Raw genomic sequence first — 20,783 nt, 5'->3', positions numbered from 1 at the left:
GGCTTGGCTGTATCTGCCTTGGGAGTCGTAGAGTAGAGCCAGGTTGTTGAGACTAGTTGCGACATCTGGATGTTCTTCACCCAGCAGCTTGCGCCAAAGTGCCAAAGCTTGGATGTAAAGGGGTTCGGCTTGGCTGTATCTGCCTTGGGAGTTGTAGAGTGACGCCAGGTTGTTGAGACTAACTGCGACATCTGGATGTTCTTCACCCAGCAGCTTGCGCCTAAGTGCCAAAGCTTGGATGTAAAGGGGTTCGGCTTGGCTGTATCTGCCTTGGGAGTTGTAGAGTAGAGCCAGGTTGTTGAGACTTTGTGCGAGATGTGGATGTTCTTCACCCAGCAGCTTGCGCGTGAGTGCCAAAGCTTGGATGTAAAGGGGTTCGGCTTGGCTGTATCTGCCTTGGGAATGGTAGAGTAACGCCAGGTTGTTGAGACTAGTTGCGACAGATGGATGTTCTTCACCTAAGCGCTTTTTAGTGACTTCTAAACACTGCTCATACCAAGGTAAAGCTTGGTTATATAAACCTTGACCATTGTAAAATCCAGCGTTGCCAGTGAATACCCAAGTTAAATCTTCATCGGCTATATATTGAATTAGATTGTTGGCTACTTCAGCTAAATGAGGTATTGCAGGTGTGAAATCGGTGATTTGCTCAAGGGTGGGAGTTTGAGGAATATGTTTAGCAACTGCTACCATTACCTGGCAAAAACTTTGCTTAAATTCCTCTGCCTGTTCTAAACCCGTACACTTATATTGGAAAAACTGCCGCAACAGTGGATGCAATTGGTAAACTCCCTCTCCTTTGCGCTGGAGTAAATGCAGGTTCAGCAAGCTATCGTCTCTAATTTCTTCCAAATATTCGACATCTTCATCTGGTAAACACTGTTCCACCAACTTCCAAGGTATAGGTGCGGCAGCAAATAAACTCAATAAACAACCTAATTGTTTATCGTCGTCTTCTAATTCCTGCCAACTCAACTCAAAGGCAGCTAACACACCTCGTTGTGCTGTCATGTCAGCTTCCGACTTAGATTTAGAGAGAGAACGCTCATCTAATCGCTTGTTCTCCAACCGCCGCAACATTTCTGCTAAAGATAAATCCTGTTTCCGCGCCAGATAGCGCCCCACTAATTCCACACCCAAAGGTAAATATCCCAGCCATTCACACAACTGATTTGCTAAAGCTAATTCTCGCTCAATTCGCCCCGGTGTTTCTTTGAGTAAAGACTTCAATAACTCCAGCGCCGCCTCTGGTTGCAGCACATCCAAAGATAACTGCGCGATGCGTCCCAAGTTCTGGCGCGTAGTCATCAACACTTTAAACCGAGAAGGTAAGGACTGGAAGTAAGGCTTAACTTGCTCGTAATCGCTGACATCATCCAACACTAGCAGCACATCACCTTCACACCAACGCCGCCAACAGTATTGCACTTGGGCGAGTATATCAAAATCTTCTGGCGGCTTTAAATCAAGCTGCGTTCTGGCAAACTGCACAACTTGAATGCCCACATCTCCAGTTTTTGCTAGCAACCAGCAAAGCCCACCGTTATATATTTCGCGTTGCTGAATAGCATATTGCAGGGCGAGTTCTGTTTTACCAACTCCACCCATCCCAGCAATAGCTGCGATCGCAACTTGTTTATTATCCTGCAAAAGTTGGTGGAGGTTTTGCAATTCTTCTTCACGTCCGACAAATTCCACCACCCCACTCAGGGGTAAATTTTGCGGTATTTCAGTAGAGGGATTTAACTTTACCCGTTCCCATTCGGGCGACTGTAGTCAGAAGTTTAAGGTGTTACCAGAAATGGTATTAGTTCCACCTTTAATATTTATCCCCTGCCAATTTTCAATAATAGTGTTCGTAAGTTGAGGTTGTGCCTCATTAGCTACAGCTTCCACAGCTTGAGCAATTTCAGGATCTTTCTTTGCCGCTTCCTCTACTTGCTGCCCAATAAGATAAGCTTGACCGTAATCTAAAGATTGTGTTTTAGCCTGTTCGATAACCTTCGCCGTGCTAGGTTCCTTGCGCTTCAGCAAAACTAACAACTTTTCGCCTTCGTTCCAAGCCTTTTCGCCGATGATTTCCCCAGTTTTTTCAAAGGCTTTGATGATTACCAAAGTTGCGATCGCAGCAGCTGTCAGTGATACTGGCTCCATAAGTTTGCCAAAGTATACGAGATTTCACTTATGATTCTCAGTTTAACAGAGCTAGGGCGAATGAAATGAGACTGTTGGCGAATTAATAAAAGGTCTAACCCATCATTTCTGATTACTCTGATTTCAGTCTGTTTCAACGGACTTGAGCTATTAGCCCGAAATTTATTTCAGAGCGGGAAAGCAACGCCAAATCAATCTTTTAGGGGTGAGTAGCTGCGGTTGATAATCACCCTTTTAAATTTTAAGGGACGATTCCAACAGGTGAAATCGCCCCTTTAAACTTATAAAAATGAAATATTCCCTATCTGCTTACTCTTGCAGGTTCAACCCACTCATCCCAAGAGCTATCGTAGCCATCATAAGTAATTTTATAAAGATCGTTGCTAACTTCTAAAACCTGCCCTGGATACCATTTTCCTTTCCACAAAATTCTCACTGCATCGCCAGTTTGAAATGATGCCCGAAAGCGTGCAGTGCCAACCCATTCATCCCAGGAACTATCATAACCATCGTAGGTAATATAGCACTTCTCATCATTAACCTTAAGTACCGTTGCCGAATACCATGTTTCCTTCCAAAGAACTTCAGCTTTTTGTCCTACAGAACAGGGTGAAGCAGCAAAAGCACTGGGAATTAATGTTCCTACCCAAGTTGCTATGAATATAGCGCCAAACAATACTTTATTTTTCATGATTATTTCTATCCTCAAATAGTAAAACCAAATTTTGATGATTTCTGGAAATCTACTTCAAAATTTGCAACTAACTGTTACTATTTTCGTGGGATTTATTTAGCGATCGCCTCAGCAAAAATTATGAATTTATACTGCCGAATGTGAAGATAGCACCGCAGGATTCCGCATTTAAAAATAACGGTAGTTACTGATTTTACGAATTTGGCATCAATGTATAGTAGTGCTTATACCAAAGCTGAACTCCACACGTTATTCATTAGATATCTTGCAAAATTCCCTAACACCTCACCTCTTAATCCCCTCCCCAAAACATCGGCTACAGTGTACGCACAAGTCGAATTACCCCCCTTAATCCCCCCTTATAAAGGGGGAAAAAATAAATTTAGTTCCCTCCCCTTTATAAGGGGAGGGTTAGGGTGGGGTAATTCGAGAACTGGTAGTGATTCGATAACTTGTGTGTACACCGTCACCAATACTTTGGGGAGAGGACACAAAACATAGCTTTGGCGGGGTGTGGTTCTTATCTGTGATTCATGCAAGAGTTCTATTTTTTAATTCCCCTTTCTAAATCTAATTTCATAAATTCCGAGCAAACCTGCTGCTACTAGCAGAGGTAAGAAATAGTAGACTCCCCGATAAGCTAACATTGAACCCAAAACTGCCGCCGCCGAAACTTTTGAAGAGAGAATCAGCAAAATTATAGTTTCAAATACTCCCAAACCGCCGGGAACATTACTAACCACACCTGCAAACATCGCTAGTAGATAAATTCCCAAAAAGTCTAAATATGACAAAGATATATTGCTAGGAAGTAAAGCATAAAGAACTGCTGCCGCAAGAATCCAGTCAAAACTAGAAATTGCTATTTGAGCCAGAGATATTTTTAAAGAAGGAAATCGAAATTCATGTCTACGAATTATTAATGGTTGTTTGATAAAAATACTTCCTAGTAAGTAAACTGCAACTAATAGCAGAAAAATTACGCCGATGGGACGCACAGTAGCAAAAGGTAAATGTAATTGAGTGGGAATCTTCAGTGGGTTGATGACGAACAATAAACCTGCAACGGCAAACATTCCCAACCAAAAAGTAAAATTGGCGAAAGCAATTACTTGAGCGATCGCTACTGCTGGCACTCCCCAACTAGCATAAAATCGATAACGGATAGCACTGCCAGTCAGCAAAGCAAAACCGATAGCATTACTAAATGCAGAGCTAATAAAGTTAGTAAAAGCTATCTTATTCCAACTTAGAGAACGATTAATGTAGTTAAAACCTAAGATATCGTACCCAATCATCACTAGATAACCCAAAGCTGTCAGCCAAATTGCCCAACTTACGCGACTTTTGGGAATAGCAGCTAAAGAGTTGAGGATATCACGATAATTATACTCACGTAATTCGTTAGCGATCGCCAACAGGGAAAGCACCAGCAGCAACAAGCCAAACAAAGAACTGAAATTGAGTTGCAGCTTTTTAAGCATAGTGAAGAAACTTATCCTAACCTTGACTTTTAATTTACAACCAGTCGTAAAGTTTCCATTCTGTTGACACAGCGTTGACATATCACTTGCATAAGATTTTGAAAACAAGCAACGACTACCCCATGCTCAATTCCCTTCAAAGATGAACTACAAACAATCTAAAACTCTCTTGCTATTTTCAGTATTAACTCTAGTTAGCTGTAATTTTTACCAAAGTGTCGTTGCAAAACCACCGCAACAGCAGAATTTACAAACAACGCCTTCCGTTGTTCCAACCCAGCGCAATACTAGCAACTCAGAAACTCCCCTAACCTATAAAATTGAAACCTACGATAGTCAAGCAATGGGTGCAAGTCGCACTTATGGCGTTTCTTTACCTCCTGGCTATGAGCAAAACCCAAAACAAAGGTATCCTGTAATCTTTCTCCTCCACGGTGGACATGGTAATCCCAGTGATTGGTTTATTCAGAATAAGGGACAAGCTCTTAAGACTGTAGAACAACTTTATACTACAGGTAAGTTGCCACCCAGCATCATCATTACACCAGATGGCAACGACAAACGTGGCTCTAGTCCATACCGAGATCCAGAATATATCGATGGCCCTAATGGTAAAGTCTCTACAGCCGTGGGCGATGAGTTAGTAAAAGTTGTGCAAAGCCGTTATCGGACAATAAATAATCCAGATTTTTGGGCGATAGGTGGTTTATCTTCTGGTGGTTGGGGAGCAATAAATGTCGGATTACACAACCTGGATCGTTTCTCGATTTTATTTAGTCATAGTGGTTATTTTAATGATAAAAGTGGCCCGGCGAATAGCCCAATATTTTATATCAAAACCATTCCTATACAAGCTCAAAAAAGGTTAAAAATCTACCTGGATTCGGGTACATCAGATATTGATGAACTCCGCGAAGCCGAGCGATTTAGTAAAGTACTAAACCAACTGAAAATTTATAATTCATTTCGTGAGTTTCCTGGCAGTCACACTTGGCAATACTGGCGGAAGCATTTAGCAGATTCATTGATATTTGTCGGCGAACAATTTCGAGCTTCAGAAACAGCAAATATGGCTGATAAAACTTTAAGTATTAATCATAAAAAATGCTCAAAATAATTAAAAATCCATAGTACAAGGTCTAAGCTAGTAATGAAAAGTTTGTAGTAAGCACTTTAGTGCTTGGAAAATTAAGGACTAAAGTCCTTACTACGAACTTGCTTCCCCATCAATTTCAACTTGAGAAATTACTAGTATAATAAATAATACTTTTTTACCAACCATTTAATACTTGAAAACCACATTTTCAAAATTATACTGCTATTTTGAAAATGTTCATTATAGTAAGTTCTAATGGAGGTAATTTTTTTAAGTTAAAAGAATATAAAAAATATGAAGATTTCTAAATTTTTAATTGGCTTAGTAGGAGCGATCGCACTCCTCACTAGCGTTGGTTATTATTATGTATTCATCTTAGGTGCGCCACAACTAGACCCACCCAAAAAAGAGGCAAATACTGGGCTAAAGTTTCAATTAGCAACCTTCAACTCCCAAGCGATGGGTGCAGTCCGTAACTACGGCGTGATTTTGCCCCCTAGTTATAGCAAAAATCCTCAAAAGCGCTACCCTGTGATATTCTTACTACACGGTGGTCATGATGATGCTCGTGCTTATGTTGATAAATATGCACTTTTAGACGTATTGCATGAACTTTATCAAAGTGGAAAATTACCGCCATCGATTGTGATTACACCTGATGGTAATGATAATCGCGGTTCTAGTCCTTTATACGACCCCGATTACTTTGATGGGCCGAATGGCAAAATGGGGACTTTGATTGGTTCAGAATTAGTACAAGTTGTCAAGTCGCGCTACCGCACTTTGGAAGAACCCCAATTTTGGGCACTAGGAGGTTTATCTTCTGGAGGATGGGGTGCATTTAATATTGGATTACGCTATCTCAACAACTTTCAGATTTTGTTTAGCCATAGCGGTTACTTTACTGATGACAGCGGTTCACAAAATAGTCCTCAACAAATTGTGCAACAGCTACCAGTCAAAGACAGAAAGCGATTGCGTGTTTATCTAGATGCAGGTGTGAACGATCCTAATTTGCTAGCTTCTACCAAAGCCTTCAACGAAACCTTAAATAAATTAGGCATTGCTCACGTATTTTATGCATTTCCTGGCGGTCATGGTTTGTCTGGTGCTAATGTAGGCTGGAACTACTTCCACAAACATCTTAAAGATTCACTCTCCTATGTTGGAGAACAGTTTAAACAATTAGGAGTTAAGAGTTAAGAGTTTTAACGCCACAACAAATGACAAATGACCAATGACCAATGACCAATACTTCGGCTTCGCTCAGTACAAGTGACCAATGACAAATGACAAATGACAAATAATTTAAAAACTCAGATTGGACTTTGGAGTGCAGCTTTCCTAACAGGTTTAGTCGGAGTAGTAAATTTATTATCAGCAGTGACACCTAACCTATATGGTCGGACTCATTGGTTAAATGAATTTTTACCATTTGAAATTCGTGCCAGCGGTCATATATTTGCAGCATTGACTGGGTTTATTTTATTAACACTTGCTACTAATTTATTACGCCGTAAAAGAATAGCCTGGTTACTTACCATTGGTTTATTAATAATTTCCATTTTCAGCCATTTGCTGAAGGGACTGGACTATGAAGAAAGTCTACTCTCTGGAGTTTTGCTAGTGCAATTAATCTTGATGCGCCATTATTTCACGGCGCAATCAGACCGTCCTTCGATTGCACGGGGAGTCAGAGTGCTGATAGGCGCTTTATTATTTACTCTGGCATACGGAACTATTGGATTTTACTTGTTAGACGGCAAATTTTCAGAGAATTTTAATTGGCGGGAAGCGATAGTTCAGACTTTGGCGATGTTCTTCACCGAGGATAATTGGGGACTGCAACCAAAGAGTCGATTTGGAGAATTTTTTGCTAATTCTATCTATATTATTGCCGCAGGTACTATTACTTATGCAATGGTAATGCTGTTGCAACCTGTGTTTTGGCGAAATCTAACAACTACAAATGAGCGAAGAAGAGTTAAAGAAATTGTCGAGCAATATGGATGTTCTTCTTTAGCAGCGCTTACACTCTTAAATGATAAAAGTTATTATTTCAGTCCTTCGGGTAATAGTGTAATTGCTTATGTTCCCAAAGGACGGGGCGCGATCGCTTTGGGAGATCCCATCGGCCCCATTGAAGACCGCAAAGAGACAATTATTGCTTTCCAACAGTTTTGCCAGCGTAATGACTGGTATCCTGGCTTTTACCAAACTATGCCCGATGATGTTGAACTTTACAAATCGTTAGGGTTTAAAGTACTTAAGATTGGAGAAGAAGCGATCGTTGACTTAAAAAGTTTTACCTTACAAGGTAAAGCCGGTAAAAACTTTAGACCATCAATCAGTCGTTTAACTAAGCTAGGATACCAAATCGACTTTTACCAACCACCCATCGCCAATGATTTATTGCATCGGCTCAAATCTGTGAGTGATGAATGGTTGAAAATGGTACAAGGTTCAGAAAAACAATTTTCTTTGGGTTGGTTTGACGAAGCTTACCTGCGAGAGTGCGAGATTGCTGTGGTGCATAATCCTGAAGGTAACATCAGCGCCTTTGCCAACATTATCCGCGAGTACCAACTCAACGAAGCGACTATTGACATGATGCGACATCGCTCATCTCTTGAAAATGGCACAATGGACTTTCTATTTATTTCCCTGCTCCAGCATTTTAAAGAGAATGGCTACGATAGCTTTAATTTCGGTCTTTCTGCACTTGCTGGAGTTGGAGACAACCCGGAATCGCGCCGCTTGGAGAAAGTATTACGCTATCTTTACGAGCATTTGAATCGTTTCTACAACTTCAAGGGACTCCACGCCTACAAAGATAAGTTCCGTCCCCGTTGGGAACCGCGTTACTTAGTTTACCCCAGTTTAGCTGCCTTACCAGATGTAGTTGTAGCATTGATTCGTGCAGATTCAGGCGATCGCCTCTTCGATTATTTCAAACCCGGAGCCTAAATCTAGACTCAAAACAAAGTCACTCAAAAGTGCAAAGCTTAGAACGCATATATTCTGACGTTATTCAGCAACACCATAACACCTAATTGCACAGCAATATCTACCAGCGGCTACGCCTACACAGCTTGTCCTTTGTATGATACAATTGTACTATAAACTTAGGCAAGCTGTTCTTCGCTTTACCTAAATTCCTAGCGAATAGACTCAAAACTTACTTTGCGTTCCTCTGCGCTATACTCTGCGCGACGGCAGTCGCTACAACGGGGGGAACCCCCGCAACGCGCTGCCTCCCCTCTGCCTTTAAACTTAAACCCTCAATCATCCACAAACTTACCATTAAATTTCACACGGTAAGAACAGTTTATTTTGGAATATTAATAAACTTCAATAACCGTTGTTATAAAAGATTATTGACCTTATTCGCAAGGTGAGAATATGAGCGACAATAAAATTTCTCTAGTAGAATTAATCCAAATTTTTGCACAATACCGCAATAACATTATCATCAATATCAAGCACTTACAAGAACATTATCAAAGAACAGGTATTAAACGTATTAGAGGTATTAGAAACGAAAATGGAGAACTGTTACAACCTTGGTTAACAACAGAATATATAGATAATGCTGAGTACGTTGACATGGGCGAGTTTCAGTTGAGCCGCAACGCTGCTACTATCAATATGCTTATCAAGCGTAGAGTTAAACTTGCAAAACTTGAAGACCAAACTCCTACTATTGAAGTAGCAGGCTTGTTAGTAAATGACCTCAACGCTTTTAATAATTACACGATTGTAAGTGACGGTAAAATAAACGTAAAGTCATTACAAGTCAAAATTAGCAGTAAAAAAGTTTTTGATTTACTCAAACAAAAAGGCATACTAGACGCAGAAGAATTTGACTTTCGGGCAGAATATACGATTCAGTTAGATAATTTGCCACTTTTAGCTGCTAATAGTAGTTACAGCAGTATTGATGGACTATTCAATGAACTCGCAGAAATTAAAGTCTTGACTAGTATTATTTCTGCTTACTTGAAAAACGAATCAGATGTATTTATCGAGACGCAGTTAGATGAGTTTAAAAAATATTATCTGTCTAAGAATACTTACATCAACTTTCCTACAACCAATGAGTACACTGATATCAGCGAAGCTTTAGCTAATGGTACTATCGACTCCAAATTGAGTTATAAAATCGATATCGGCAGTCAAGATATTCTGAATCTGAGTAAATTACCTTCTGCTAACAAGTTTCTCAATAGAATGTATCGCCTCTATGACAAAGAAACCGGAGAAATTATCATTAAACCGAGTTTTGAGATAGTATTTAATGAAAATCTCGCTATTAGGCACAGGTTATTATCATCACGTACCAAGATTACAAAAGCTGACGAATTGATGAAACCAATTTTTGATGATTTTCTTGGGCTTGAGCAAAATGGCATTGTTGAAGGTATTCTTAAGAAAGTTGGTGCTGATAGTTTAGCGCAGTTATTGCAAGATAAACAAACTGGTAAGCAGATCGGCAAAGAAGAAATGGTTGCAGCTTTAACGGTGGCAAATAAAAAGTTAGAACAATATGCAGAAAATATCTACCAAGATAAAATATCTCCCTTAGTATTTTACATTGGTTGTACTGGACTATTGCCAGAACAAATGCAAGCCAAAGCCATGACTTATGATGAAGCTGCTGCGAAATACCCAAATTTGCAATTTTCTAAAAATGAGCAAGAAGGCAGTTTTTTTGCAGTTGGTGATAGTATTATCAGTATCTATACAAAAACAGAATATTACAGTAAAGTTCTTTCTGCCAGTACAGATAATTAGATTATATAGCAATTATAATTTTTGCTGATTACACAGTAGTGGCACAAATAGTTGTGTCACTACAAATATGTATTATGAATCTAATTGATAACTGCTGGAAAAACTTCATAGAAAATCCCAAAAGATTAAAGATTTTTAGCATTTTTGCACTTCTTTATTGTCAAGCAGTAAATTTGGCTGTATAGATTTATTTTGTCGAATAGGAATCTCAATTATAAATGTTGCTCCTTCTCCTAGAGATGAAATACATCGCAGTTGACCCTGATGTTTTTTTGTGACAATTTGATAACTAATTGACATCCCTAAACCAGTTCCCTTACCTACTACTTTAGTTGTAAAGAAGGGATCGAATAGACGTTGTTGAATTTCTTGCGACATTCCTACTCCATTGTCAGCAATCTCAATAGCAACCCAATCTGAGTTGAGTAACTCAGTGCGAATAGTGATTTGTAGATTACAACTTGACTCCTGGTTATTGACATATAACTCTTCCAAAGCATCGATCGCGTTAGTAATAATATTCATAAACACCTGGTTAAGTTGACCGGCGTAACACTCTATTAGAGGGAGTTGACTATACTTTTTAATAATTTTGATTTCGCAACTGTCAGGCTTGCCTTTGAGGCGGTTTTGCAGAATCATTAGCGTACTATCAATACCGCTATGAACATCCACTGCTTTCATTTCTGCTTCATCCAGTCGTGAGAAATTCCGTAACGACAGTACAATGTTGCGAATGCGATCGCTGCCGATTTGCATAGAATTTATTAATTTTTGTAGGTCTTCAATCAGAAAATCTAACTCGATCGCTTCTATTTCTTCCTGAATGGCTGCTGTTGGATGAGGATATTCTTTTTGGTAGAGTTGCAGTATTTTTAGCAATTGTTGGATGTATTCTTTGGCATGAGTGATATTGCCATTGATAAAGCTAATGGGATTATTAATTTCGTGAGCTACACCTGCAACTAATTGTCCCAAAGAAGACATTTTTTCTGTTTGAATTAGTTGTGCTTGGGTTTTTTGTAATTGTTCAAGGGTTTCTTGAAGTTGTTGATTTTTTTGAGTTAATTCCTGCTCCCTTTGTCGCAAAGCAGCCTCGGCTTTTTTGACAGCAGTAATATCTAAACCCATTTCCACAACCATCGGCTCACCATTCATATCCTTGAATGGATAATCGTAAATCTGATATACCCGATCTGTTTTACTATCCACCCATTCCCAGAGTTGCGGAGCGTTACTGTCAAAAACACGAAAGGTAGGACATTCAGGACAAGGTTGTTTTAATCCGGCGATCGCTTCGTAACAACGTTTCCCTGTAGGATCTCCAAATACCTCACGGAAGCGTTGGTTATAAAATCCCACCCCGTAATCCTTTGGTTGCAGATAGAGAAAAGCTGGTAACTGATTGAGTAGGTTATAAAGGCTTTCCCGTTCGGTTTGTAGCGCTTCTATTCGCCGCAGTTGTTGACTAATGTCTTTACCTACTGCATAAATGAGTCCCTTTTGAGAAGTTGATAAACTCCAACACAACCACCGATAACTACCATCTTTATGAAGATAACGGCTGTCCCACTGCAACTGTTGCTGTGGTTCCGTTGGCAAGTGACTGATTGTGATATCATCTGGATGCACTAATCCCAGCCACAAATGCCCGATTAAGTTTTCCGGTTTCCATCCCAATACTTGTTCCCATGCTGGATTAACTTGTTGGTAAAAACCATCTTGTCCGATGATACAAAATAGATCAGATGAAAGGTTAAAAAAGTCTTCCAGATCAAACACAGTAATCTTGCCACTCAAGTTGTGTCTTTAAGGTAACTAAGCATATCCACTAACTTCAATGTTAGGATTACTGAAGTAATCACTATCCAATATTTTTCAGTATTCTTTTAAAAGACTGTAAATATAAGCACCATTTATTAGGGATTCCCTAAAATACAGGTAGAGCTTGGACTAATTACAGAAGAAATTGAACTTGTGGGTGAAGACATCAAAACAATAACACTACCTATAATCTGTAAAGACAATAACAAAATAATACTGTAGTAAATAATTTTTAAATCTTTATTAATGATTTGAAAATAGCGCTCTACGAAGGAAGAATAACCTGCAATTCCCACAGAGCCAAAACTTCCAATAATTAATAATCTCATTAATAATTCAATGGAAGAGGTAAATGGCGATCGCTCCCGATCCAAACAGGTCATAAAATTACCTTTTTCAATTACAAAATTTCCTAACACGGAGTTAAATATCCCTGGTTGCACAACCATTAATTGTGGACTTATTTCGTGAGGATATTTGACTAAATGATTATTTCCAGAATGCCATTGATTACTATATTGTCCTACAGATAATGTACTCGCCATTGATTCTCCAGATGGTAGAAGCACAGCAGCAATACTCAAGGCAATACTAGTAGCAGCAACCACAACTTTTTGCTTGATTTTCATTTAAATTTTCCTTTGCCTTTGTCTAAATATTTGCTGTTTACATCCCCAATCCTGACCGGATAAATAAATCAGCAATCCTACCAAGTCCGATCCCAAAACCCGGAACTATAAATAGAACCATCATGGCAAAAAGTCCAAATTGGGTATATTCCAGTGGCTTTAGCTGAGGAAAAATCTCACTGAAGACATGAAAGCCGTCAAGTGGTGGAATTGGTAGCAGATTAAACAGAAATAAGGTCAAATTTATCCGAGCTGCTAGGTAAAGAAATTCAGCACTGAATAGTCCTGAAAGACTCAAATTAGCTAGAATTTTAAGCATCACAATAAATAGAATGCCTAAAGCTAGATTCGATAATGGGCCTGCTGCTGATACCAAAATATTGCCTAGCTTCCCAGAGCGAAACTTAGATGGGTTGACGGGCATTTGTCCCCAAGCTATACCCATGAGACAGAGAAAGATGATTGATTCTTTGCCCATGTGAACTACAGGATTCAGTGTCAGATGACCAGTCTGTTGTGGAGTATTATCTCCCTGACTCATCGCAGCCCAGCCGTGAGCAAGTTCATGCAAAGTGATGGAGAATATAACAATTACAACGATTCTGAAAAAATGAATCGGGTTTGTGATTAGTGTTTCGATAAACATACGTACTAAATTTTGGTAATGCCCTATCTGTGTAAAGACAAAATAATAGTATAAATTTTATCAAATTACTTACTTAAGTCACTACTGTAATTTTTGGTATATTTTATAAATTAAAATTTACTACTTTTATTAATCTCAGTTGATTTTATAGCTTAAAAAAAGTAGTTCATAACACTTGAAGGATTTTAAAACCTGGGAATAACTACGTATTTATTTTATTTTTTAGTATCTAAAAAGTTAATTTGTTAGCTAATAAATCAACTTTAATGTATAATAAAATACTTAAATGTGCAAAATCACAAATCGATGAGCTTTATTTGTGTCTAACTGCATCTATAGTTTTATATTTCTTGACTCAAAACAGAGTCGCTATTGTCTTGTTATTTGGGTATATCACTTTGCAAAGTTAATTTTATTACCTGATATAGCAATATATTTACTAATAATCTTTAAGAAAATTACGCAGAAATCAGCTTCAATGAGACAATCTGACCTAATCTTCTCAACCTAAAGGAAGACATGAACGATCGCACAAAGGCTCTCCAGGCACTCGCCGCTGAACGTTGGCGGGTATCCTTGATTCTGACTGGAGCCATGATGTTTATTTACTTTGGCTTTATCCTATTAATCGCGTTCAATAAACCCCTGCTGGGGTCATTAGTAGTTCCTGGCCTCAGCCTGGGAATTTTACTAGGGGCGCTGGTAATTGTCTCAGCATGGGTATTAATTTTTATCTATGTGCGTTGGGCAAATAGTAGTTATGACGACCAAATTGCAAGGCTGACACGCAAGTGAAAATGGGTATGGGGCATGGGGCAGGGGGCATGGGGAGCAGGGGAGTAGGGGAGCAGGGGAAGAAAAACTATTGATTCTTGAGCTATGCCCAATGCCCAATGCCCAATGTCCAATGCCCAATACCCAATACCTATTAGCAATTTCTAGTCCCAAATTCAAAATACTAAACCAAAAAAAGCATGAATAGTGTGTGGTTCGATCTGCCACTAGCGGCGGATATTACCAGTCTTGGTAAGTTTAACCCGTTGGCGATCGCTTTCTTTTTTCTGTTTGTTGTAAGTTCTTTAGGCATTACCTATTGGGCGGCAAAGCTCACCAAAAATACGGCACAGTTCTATACAGCTGGCGGTAAGATTAGCGGTTTCCAAAATGGGCTGGCCCTAGCAGGAGACTTTATGAGTGCAGCTAGCTTTTTAGGTATCGCTGGACTGGTCGCACTCAACGGCTTTGACGGCTTAATTTATTCTATCGGCTTCTTGGTGGGCTGGCCGATTGTCATGTTCCTAATTGCCGAACCACTACGTAACTTAGGTAAATACACCTTTGCTGATGTAGTAGCTTTTCGCTTGCAGCAAAAACCTGTACGTATTGCCTCTGCAATTGGAACGCTGGTAGTAATTAGCTTTTACTTAATTGCCCAGATGGTAGGTGCTGGGGAATTAATCAAACTATTGTTTGGCTTTGATTATGAATTAGCTGTGGTCATCGTCGGTTGTGTGATGATGGCTTATGTGATTTTTGGCGGGATGATTGCCACCACCTGGGTACAAATTATCAAAGCAATTTTGTTGCTTGGCGGAACTATCTTACTCGCTATCTTGGTACTGGCACGATTTGACTTTAACCCGATCGCTCTTTTCGCTGCTGCATCCCAAAAGTATACAGGTGTATTAGCTCCAGGCAAACTGGTTTCCGATCCTTTTGATGCTATCTCCTTGGGGATGTCGTTGATGTTCGGCACTGCTGGATTACCCCACATCCTGATGCGTTTCTACACAGTACCCGACGCTAAAGCAGCGCGGCTCTCTGTTACTTATGCCACAGCTTTTATTGGCGTTTTTTATCTCCTTACCTTCATCCTGGGTTTTGGAGCAATGGTGTTAGTAGGTCAAGATGCCATCAAGCAAATTGGTACTGGTGGTAATATGGCTGCGCCGATGTTGGCAGAATTTCTCGGTGGTGATGCTTTCTTAGGTTTTATTGCTGCTGTTTCCTTTGCGACGATTTTGGCGGTTGTTGCTGGATTGACACTTTCAGGTGCGGCTGCACTGTCTCATGATTTGTGGGTGAACGTAGTGCGTTCGGGTCATGCCGATGAGTCAGAACAACTGAAGGTGGCTCGCGGTGCGACAATGCTTTTGGGATTAGTGGCAATATTCCTGGGCATCTTGTTTAAAGGGCAAAACGTGGCTTATATGGTAGGTTTAGCATTTGCGATCGCTGCGAGTGCAAACTTCCCAGCCTTACTCTTATCCATGCTTTGGCGACGCTTCACAACCAATGGTGCAGTTGCAAGTATGTTAGTAGGTACTGTTTCATCTTTGGTGCTGATTTATTTGTCACCTACTATTCAAGTTACAATTCTCAAGCACGCTTCTGCACCCTTTCCCCTGAAAAATCCTGGATTAATCAGTATCCCACTGGCGTTTATTGTGGCGATCGTCGTTTCACTATTGAGTACTGAACAACAGGCACAGGAAAAATTTGCGGAAGTTGAAGATCGCATTCACATTGGTTCTGGGATGTGATTTTGTCATTTGTCATTTGTCATTTGTCATTTGTCATTGGGCATTGGGCATTGGGCATTGGGCATGGAGAAGAGACAAGGTAGACAAGAAAAAAGGAAAAGACTTGTTCAATAATTCCCCCTTGTCCCCTTGTCCCCTTGTCCCCTTGTCTCCCCTGCCTCCCCTGCTCCCCTGCCCCTCTGCTACTGTCCAAGTTCTTTGATGTTATTCATCACTTGTTGGTATAAGTCGTTGTTACCTTGACTTTGAAAAATACTTGCTGCTTGTTGTAAGTCCTTGAGCGCCCCCTCTTTGTCTCCATTGCTGGCGCGGGCATTTCCTCGGTTATTGTAGGCAGGGGCAAAGTTACGATTGAGGCGAATGGCTTGATTGTAATCTGCGATCGCCCCTTCTAGTTCTCCATTGGTAGCACGAGCATTTCCTCGGTTATTATAGGCGATCGCATATTTTGGGTTGAGCAGAATTGCTTGGTCAAAATCATCTAGTGCCCCTTTTTTATCTCCATTGGTGGCGTGGGCATTTCCTCGGTTATTGTAGGCTTCGGCATAGTTGGGATTCAGGCGAATTGCTTCACTGTAATCTTTAACTGCTTCTCTGTTATTTCCCAGTGAGGCGCGGGCATTCCCCAAGTTATTATGGGCTTCGGCGTCGTTAGGATTGATGCGGAGTGCTTGATTGTAATCTGCGATCGCTTTTTCCTTGTCTCCCAAATCAAAGTAGGCTAATCCCCGCGCGTTGTAGGCAGCGCCATACTGAGAATTTTGACTAATTGCCTTACTATAAGAAGCGATCGCAGCTTGCAAGTCGCCGTTTAAATGCTGATTCTTTCCCTGAAGATAAAATTCCCCACCAGTGGAAGTTGTAGCTGAACCACGGCTAGGTTGACTAACTCCTATTTCTGTTACTAATACATTGTCATTCTTACTACAAGAAATACTGCTAGTTGCTGTTAATGTAGTAAAAATAGCTATGGTAAATAAAGTATTTACCCTTGTTCGCTTTTGCCTAAATAAACGCCGTCTCATAAGTTAATATAAACTGCCATAATACCTGAATGGAATTAGTACCAAAATCTAGATTTTAATTCTTTAACTCAATAACTATTCTAACTTTTGATCGTCTTTTCAAGTTAATTGACAAATTTCTCTAATATTTTATAGATTTCTCAGAGAAGGTAGGAGGAAATAATTATTAAATTTCAATATTTTTCTTCACAATCACTCTATAAATTCAGACATTTGTAGCCTGATGAACAATTTACTCATCCTCAGCTTCACTCTCTTGAGTTTTGGGAATTAGCCGCCAAGAGGTATTTCTATCAATATCTACAGATAGTTGTTCTAGATTTTGCCCTAAATCTTTTTGGAGTTTCTGAGTTAGCGTGACTGGAAAATCTAAATTAATACCTTGAGTTTGTGCTAGCTTTGCCAATTCTGTAAATGCAGCTTTGATTGTAGTCCGTTCATAACTAGTCAGCTTATAATCATAAGTTTCTGATATATTCTGAGCCTGCATGGCTTTTTTTATACGTTCTTGCAAATGCTCAAATTCTGAATTCAACAACTTCCACTGCTGCTCAACTTGCGAGTATCTAGCACTTAGCGAACTTAAGTCTTCTGTTGCAGGTTCGGGGCTGGCTTGGGCTTGTAAGTCTAACAAGTTTAGGTGAATTTGAGCAAGATAAATGCAGTCTAGGTAAGCATACTCTATTTGTTCTTCAGTCAGAGGGCGTTTTGCCCAATCACTTTTTTGTTCTTGTTTATCGATATTATTAAAGCTACAAAGTGCTGTAGCTATGGTCTGGAGTTGGTAGTTGGGTAATGGCAAAAGATAGTAGGGAATTTTTTTGGCCATATCCAAAGTGCAAGTAATATTTTTGGCTTTCTTGCTACCGAGAAATTTTAGATCGTAACTCGCGTTGTGAAAAACTTTTTCAATGGCAGAATTTATCATAATTTTATCAATAAATTCAGCTATAATATTAGGTTGGTCTAATACATCTAAAAGATAGACGCGATCGCCACTCATATCTTGAGGATCATCTAATACCTGAATCAGCGATAATCGGGGATTACGACTTTTGTAGTCAGCGACTTCTGTATCTATCCACAATGTTTTAGCGTTTGTATATTCAGCAACAATGGCACGAATTTCGCTAGCCGAAGTAAGGTAGGGCATTGACTAATATTTCCTGATATTTAAGGCATTGTAAGTAAGCCATAGTTTTATAAAGTAACATTTTGCTGGCAAGAATGCTTATACAGAATTGCAAAAAAGCTGAAGTTTGAAATTCGTCATAGACATCGCCAAATTGACTCAAATCTGATAACATCGAGTCACTACTGTGGAGTGGCATAGTCTACCATCAAAAGAGCTACTGTGCATCTACATTAAATTCATCGAGAGCCACAGACTGTGTGTAAAGCCATCCTGGTTAGCAGCCGTCAGAAAAATTGAATTGAGATTTCTCAAAACCGGGTGCAAAATCTTAGCTTCAAGAAATCGCCCAAATTTCAATTTTCAGTAACCTGAGCTATTGCTTAAGTACTTTTGCTACTTCACTTTTAATTGTTTTTTTAAATTTGCTCCTCACCATGACACACATCTCAATTAACCGCTTCAATTACTCAATTCGGAGATAAATAATGAAAAAACTAATTCTATTAGTAGTTAGTAGCATTTTGGTAGTTGGTACTTTTGGCTGCCAAGAGGCTCCTAAAACTGGTTCCGAAACTCCTAGCACAACTAATGAAGCCGCTCAAGCACCAGCAAAACCAGCTTCAGACACAAATCAAACTGCCAAAGTGCCAGAAACACAAACTACTCCTTTAGCAGCTAGTACAGGTACTAAAGTTAAAACCGATGCTGAAAAAATGGCAGCAACAAAAGCTAAGAGCGACTTAAAAACTGAAGTTAGCGCCAAGTTGAATCAAGGCTTACCAGGTAACAAGTTACAAGTTGAAAACAAACAGAGTGAAATTATCCTCAAAGGTACAGCTGCTTCTGTTGAAGAACTTAAGAAAGCTGAAACCTTGGCTAAAGAAGTCCAAGGTGTGAAGACGGTGAAGGTAGAAGCAAAAATTGATGCTGTAAAAAAGCCATAAAAGAATAACTGAAGCTTTCAGTTAGCATCAACATGGAAGCCAAATAGAGACTTATACAGACGTAAGTCTCTATTTTTGACTTACTTAAATAAACGTAAGTTCGACAAGTATTATTTGACCTCTCCCCCAACCCCTCTCCGATACGGAGCTACGGTGTACACACATCTCTAAAAATCCTACCCACCCACCCAATATTTCTGTTCAAGTGAAAGTCTTACACTGAGCAAATATCCCGCCCAGAACTAAAGTTCCGGGCTGATAGCTAAAGTTCTCTAAAAGAGGACTAAACAAGAAATTTAGTTTAGTCCTCTTTTAGAGGACTTTGCTTATGAGACTCGGAATTTATTCCGAGGCGGGATAGGTCACTGTACACCGTAGCCGACACGGAGAGGGGAGCAAAAGCTGAATTTTTCATTGCTCCTCCCTTTCCGTTTCGGGGAGGGCAGGGTGGAAAAACCTCACCCTCAACCCTCTAATAGAATGTTTGAAATTCTATATTTTTATCTTTCAACTTCCATTATTTGAACCTCGATAAATTCGCTCCATCTGCTCTGGAGAAAGTCGTCTCATTGGAAACCACTCAAATGGAGAAACAGACTGTTTCTCATAAGGTTGAACATCATCCTGCTGGTTTTGGGGGGAACGCACAGCTAAATTGGTATTTGTAACCTCACCTCTGAATGACTCATCTATTTCTGATTCTGCAAACAGAGTTTGAGGCAAAACATAAGCGTGCTTCTGGGGATCGTATGCGAAAACTTCTCCTGTTTCAATGTGATAAATCCAAGCATAAATGCTGAGTTCTCCTTGATAAAGCTTAGAGTGAATCACTGGATATGTCCGCAAATTCTCAATTTGAGTCAGAACATTTTCAGCTATCATAATCTCTAGTAGTTCTTCTTCGTCATAGTGGCTATAGTGGTCTATAACTAGCCTTCGAGTTGCTTCTGCATATTTAAGCCAATCATGTACAAGCGGCATTTCATCGCTGAGATTGTGTAACTTCATTAATCCTTTCATTGCACCGCAATGAGAATGACCACAAATAATAATTTGGCGAACATCTAAAGCTTGAACAGCATATTCAATTGTCGCACCTTCACCGCCATTACTTGCCCCATAGGGTGGAATGATGTTACCTGCATTGCGAATGACAAATAATTCACCAACTTGGGCTTGTGTAATTAGATTTGGATCGAGACGCGAATCAGAACAGGTAATAAATAATACTCTGGGTTTTTGACCGTGTGAAAGTTGCTCAAATAATTTTTGATGTGTCGAAAAATAGCTAGATTTAAATTCGCGCAGACCTTTAATTAATTTCTTCATTACTAAGTTCTACAAATATTTGGGGTTAAGAACCATATCACAGACAACGGATTAGGGTAGTAAAGATGACTTTCTTTCTACGTTTTTTCAATTGTAAAGATTACTTTATTATAAATTCATTTGGTGCTTTTAATATCCTCTACCATTTGGTTGAATTACTTTTTTCTCTTGTTCCCCTCAGTTCCTTAGCAGGTAACATTACTGTGTGAGAATGCCTTGAGCGTATTTCAAACTAGTTATATCCTGAGATAAAAATGCGATCGCTTTGTTGTCACGATCGAGCGAAAACGACAGAGACAGAATAGATGATTTAAACTATACCAACTAATTATCCTTCGCACTTAAACTTTTCCTGAGCTCGTTTTGGTTGAATAGTTGTAATTTAGGACTGATGCAAAGACACGCAAACGCAGAGATTTTTGAATTACAAGTAATTAGTCAGACATGATATTATCTGCTCTGGGAAAATTTTGACATCGGTTTGCG

Annotated in this window: 17 protein-coding genes; 7 read left to right on the top strand and 10 right to left on the bottom strand. The window is 39.6% G+C overall.

The features are described from left to right. The 4 genes from RMY64_RS22650 to RMY64_RS22635 form a co-directional block, all read right to left on the bottom strand. Window positions 1–1,701, bottom strand: a 1,701-nt coding sequence (locus RMY64_RS22650) for a tetratricopeptide repeat protein (protein ID WP_322701168.1), incomplete at its 3' end; no start/stop codon positions are given. 75 nt (window positions 1,702–1,776) lie between these two features. Further along, on the bottom strand, window positions 1,777–2,154 hold the full coding sequence (locus RMY64_RS22645; protein WP_322701167.1) for a hypothetical protein: 378 nt from the start codon (window positions 2,152–2,154) through the stop codon (window positions 1,777–1,779). 301 nt (window positions 2,155–2,455) lie between these two features. Next, window positions 2,456–2,845, bottom strand: coding sequence for a Tudor-knot domain-containing protein (locus tag RMY64_RS22640; RefSeq protein ID WP_322701166.1), 390 nt, complete (start codon window positions 2,843–2,845; stop codon window positions 2,456–2,458). A 554-nt stretch (window positions 2,846–3,399) separates the two neighbouring features. Continuing rightward, window positions 3,400–4,332, bottom strand: a complete 933-nt coding sequence (locus tag RMY64_RS22635) for a lysylphosphatidylglycerol synthase domain-containing protein (protein WP_322701165.1) — start codon at window positions 4,330–4,332, stop codon at window positions 3,400–3,402. A gap of 142 nt (window positions 4,333–4,474) precedes the next feature. Between RMY64_RS22635 and RMY64_RS22630 the strand changes: the two genes are divergently transcribed. The 4 genes from RMY64_RS22630 to RMY64_RS22615 all read left to right on the top strand — a co-directional run bounded on the left by RMY64_RS22630 (window position 4,475) and on the right by RMY64_RS22615 (window position 10,222). Then, the gene (locus RMY64_RS22630; protein WP_322701164.1) at window positions 4,475–5,449 is read left to right on the top strand and encodes an alpha/beta hydrolase; all 975 of its coding nucleotides are present in this window, start codon (window positions 4,475–4,477) and stop codon (window positions 5,447–5,449) included. A 273-nt stretch (window positions 5,450–5,722) separates the two neighbouring features. Next, entirely contained in the window at window positions 5,723–6,631 is a 909-nt protein-coding gene (locus tag RMY64_RS22625; RefSeq protein ID WP_322701163.1) for an alpha/beta hydrolase, read from the top strand. 93 nt (window positions 6,632–6,724) lie between these two features. Continuing rightward, complete coding sequence (locus RMY64_RS22620) at window positions 6,725–8,395, top strand: phosphatidylglycerol lysyltransferase domain-containing protein (RefSeq protein ID WP_322673473.1); 1,671 nt, start codon at window positions 6,725–6,727, stop codon at window positions 8,393–8,395. Between the two features lie 435 nt (window positions 8,396–8,830). Then, window positions 8,831–10,222: a hypothetical protein gene (locus RMY64_RS22615; RefSeq protein ID WP_322701162.1), complete on the top strand. Its 1,392-nt coding sequence runs from the start codon at window positions 8,831–8,833 to the stop codon at window positions 10,220–10,222. Between the two features lie 135 nt (window positions 10,223–10,357). Here the strand turns inward: RMY64_RS22615 and RMY64_RS22610 are convergent, their stop codons facing one another. From RMY64_RS22610 to RMY64_RS22600, 3 genes are all read right to left on the bottom strand, one after another. Continuing rightward, window positions 10,358–12,004: a PAS domain-containing sensor histidine kinase gene (locus tag RMY64_RS22610; RefSeq protein WP_322701161.1), complete on the bottom strand. Its 1,647-nt coding sequence runs from the start codon at window positions 12,002–12,004 to the stop codon at window positions 10,358–10,360. A 137-nt stretch (window positions 12,005–12,141) separates the two neighbouring features. Then, window positions 12,142–12,675, bottom strand: a complete 534-nt coding sequence (locus RMY64_RS22605; RefSeq protein WP_322673476.1) for a hypothetical protein — start codon at window positions 12,673–12,675, stop codon at window positions 12,142–12,144. Window positions 12,676–12,712: 37 nt separating this feature from the next. Continuing rightward, window positions 12,713–13,321, bottom strand: a complete 609-nt coding sequence (locus RMY64_RS22600; RefSeq protein ID WP_322673477.1) for a site-2 protease family protein — start codon at window positions 13,319–13,321, stop codon at window positions 12,713–12,715. A gap of 519 nt (window positions 13,322–13,840) precedes the next feature. Here RMY64_RS22600 and RMY64_RS22595 point away from each other — a divergent pair. Then, a complete protein-coding gene (locus RMY64_RS22595) occupies window positions 13,841–14,116 on the top strand; it encodes a DUF485 domain-containing protein (RefSeq protein ID WP_094349845.1) in 276 nt (91 codons plus the stop codon). A 179-nt stretch (window positions 14,117–14,295) separates the two neighbouring features. Further along, window positions 14,296–15,864 carry a sodium:solute symporter family transporter gene (locus RMY64_RS22590; protein ID WP_322701160.1) on the top strand — a complete coding sequence of 523 codons (1,569 nt, stop codon included), beginning with the start codon at window positions 14,296–14,298 and terminating at the stop codon, window positions 15,862–15,864. 182 nt (window positions 15,865–16,046) lie between these two features. Here RMY64_RS22590 and RMY64_RS22585 read toward each other — a convergent pair whose 3' ends face one another. Together RMY64_RS22585 and RMY64_RS22580 are read right to left on the bottom strand one after the other, a co-directional pair. After that, entirely contained in the window at window positions 16,047–16,889 is an 843-nt protein-coding gene (locus RMY64_RS22585; RefSeq protein WP_322701159.1) for a tetratricopeptide repeat protein, read from the bottom strand. A gap of 232 nt (window positions 16,890–17,121) precedes the next feature. Next, window positions 17,122–18,042 (bottom strand): ribonuclease D, encoded by a 921-nt coding sequence (locus tag RMY64_RS22580; protein WP_322701158.1) that lies wholly within the window; start codon window positions 18,040–18,042, stop codon window positions 17,122–17,124. 467 nt (window positions 18,043–18,509) lie between these two features. Between RMY64_RS22580 and RMY64_RS22575 the strand changes: the two genes are divergently transcribed. Beyond that, on the top strand, window positions 18,510–18,968 hold the full coding sequence (locus RMY64_RS22575) for a BON domain-containing protein (RefSeq protein WP_322673482.1): 459 nt from the start codon (window positions 18,510–18,512) through the stop codon (window positions 18,966–18,968). Window positions 18,969–19,475: 507 nt separating this feature from the next. On the opposite strand, the gene RMY64_RS22570 is transcribed toward RMY64_RS22575, so the two are convergent. Beyond that, window positions 19,476–20,297: a carbonic anhydrase gene (locus tag RMY64_RS22570; RefSeq protein WP_322673483.1), complete on the bottom strand. Its 822-nt coding sequence runs from the start codon at window positions 20,295–20,297 to the stop codon at window positions 19,476–19,478. Between the last annotated feature and the right edge of the window lie 486 nt (window positions 20,298–20,783).

The sequence above is a fragment of the Nostoc sp. DedQUE08 genome, from assembly GCF_034530895.1.
Lineage (GTDB): Bacteria > Cyanobacteriota > Cyanobacteriia > Cyanobacteriales > Nostocaceae > Nostoc.
Note: the sequence above shows the minus strand (reverse complement) of the source record. Positions and strands in the feature narration are given on the sequence as shown.

Excerpts from the sequence above, each read along its gene's own strand:
- RMY64_RS22645 (WP_322701167.1), bottom strand. The coding sequence starts at position 2,154 with ATGGAGCCAGTATCACTGACAGCTGCTGCGATCGCAACTTTGGTAATC.
- RMY64_RS22640 (WP_322701166.1), bottom strand. The coding sequence starts at position 2,845 with ATGAAAAATAAAGTATTGTTTGGCGCTATATTCATAGCAACTTGGGTA.
- RMY64_RS22635 (WP_322701165.1), bottom strand. The coding sequence starts at position 4,332 with ATGCTTAAAAAGCTGCAACTCAATTTCAGTTCTTTGTTTGGCTTGTTG.
- RMY64_RS22630 (WP_322701164.1), top strand. The coding sequence starts at position 4,475 with ATGAACTACAAACAATCTAAAACTCTCTTGCTATTTTCAGTATTAACT.
- RMY64_RS22625 (WP_322701163.1), top strand. The coding sequence starts at position 5,723 with ATGAAGATTTCTAAATTTTTAATTGGCTTAGTAGGAGCGATCGCACTC.
- RMY64_RS22620 (WP_322673473.1), top strand. The coding sequence starts at position 6,725 with ATGACAAATAATTTAAAAACTCAGATTGGACTTTGGAGTGCAGCTTTC.
- RMY64_RS22615 (WP_322701162.1), top strand. The coding sequence starts at position 8,831 with ATGAGCGACAATAAAATTTCTCTAGTAGAATTAATCCAAATTTTTGCA.
- RMY64_RS22605 (WP_322673476.1), bottom strand. The coding sequence starts at position 12,675 with ATGAAAATCAAGCAAAAAGTTGTGGTTGCTGCTACTAGTATTGCCTTG.
- RMY64_RS22600 (WP_322673477.1), bottom strand. The coding sequence starts at position 13,321 with ATGTTTATCGAAACACTAATCACAAACCCGATTCATTTTTTCAGAATC.
- RMY64_RS22595 (WP_094349845.1), top strand. The coding sequence starts at position 13,841 with ATGAACGATCGCACAAAGGCTCTCCAGGCACTCGCCGCTGAACGTTGG.
- RMY64_RS22590 (WP_322701160.1), top strand. The coding sequence starts at position 14,296 with ATGAATAGTGTGTGGTTCGATCTGCCACTAGCGGCGGATATTACCAGT.
- RMY64_RS22585 (WP_322701159.1), bottom strand. The coding sequence starts at position 16,889 with ATGAGACGGCGTTTATTTAGGCAAAAGCGAACAAGGGTAAATACTTTA.
- RMY64_RS22580 (WP_322701158.1), bottom strand. The coding sequence starts at position 18,042 with ATGCCCTACCTTACTTCGGCTAGCGAAATTCGTGCCATTGTTGCTGAA.
- RMY64_RS22575 (WP_322673482.1), top strand. The coding sequence starts at position 18,510 with ATGAAAAAACTAATTCTATTAGTAGTTAGTAGCATTTTGGTAGTTGGT.
- RMY64_RS22570 (WP_322673483.1), bottom strand. The coding sequence starts at position 20,297 with ATGAAGAAATTAATTAAAGGTCTGCGCGAATTTAAATCTAGCTATTTT.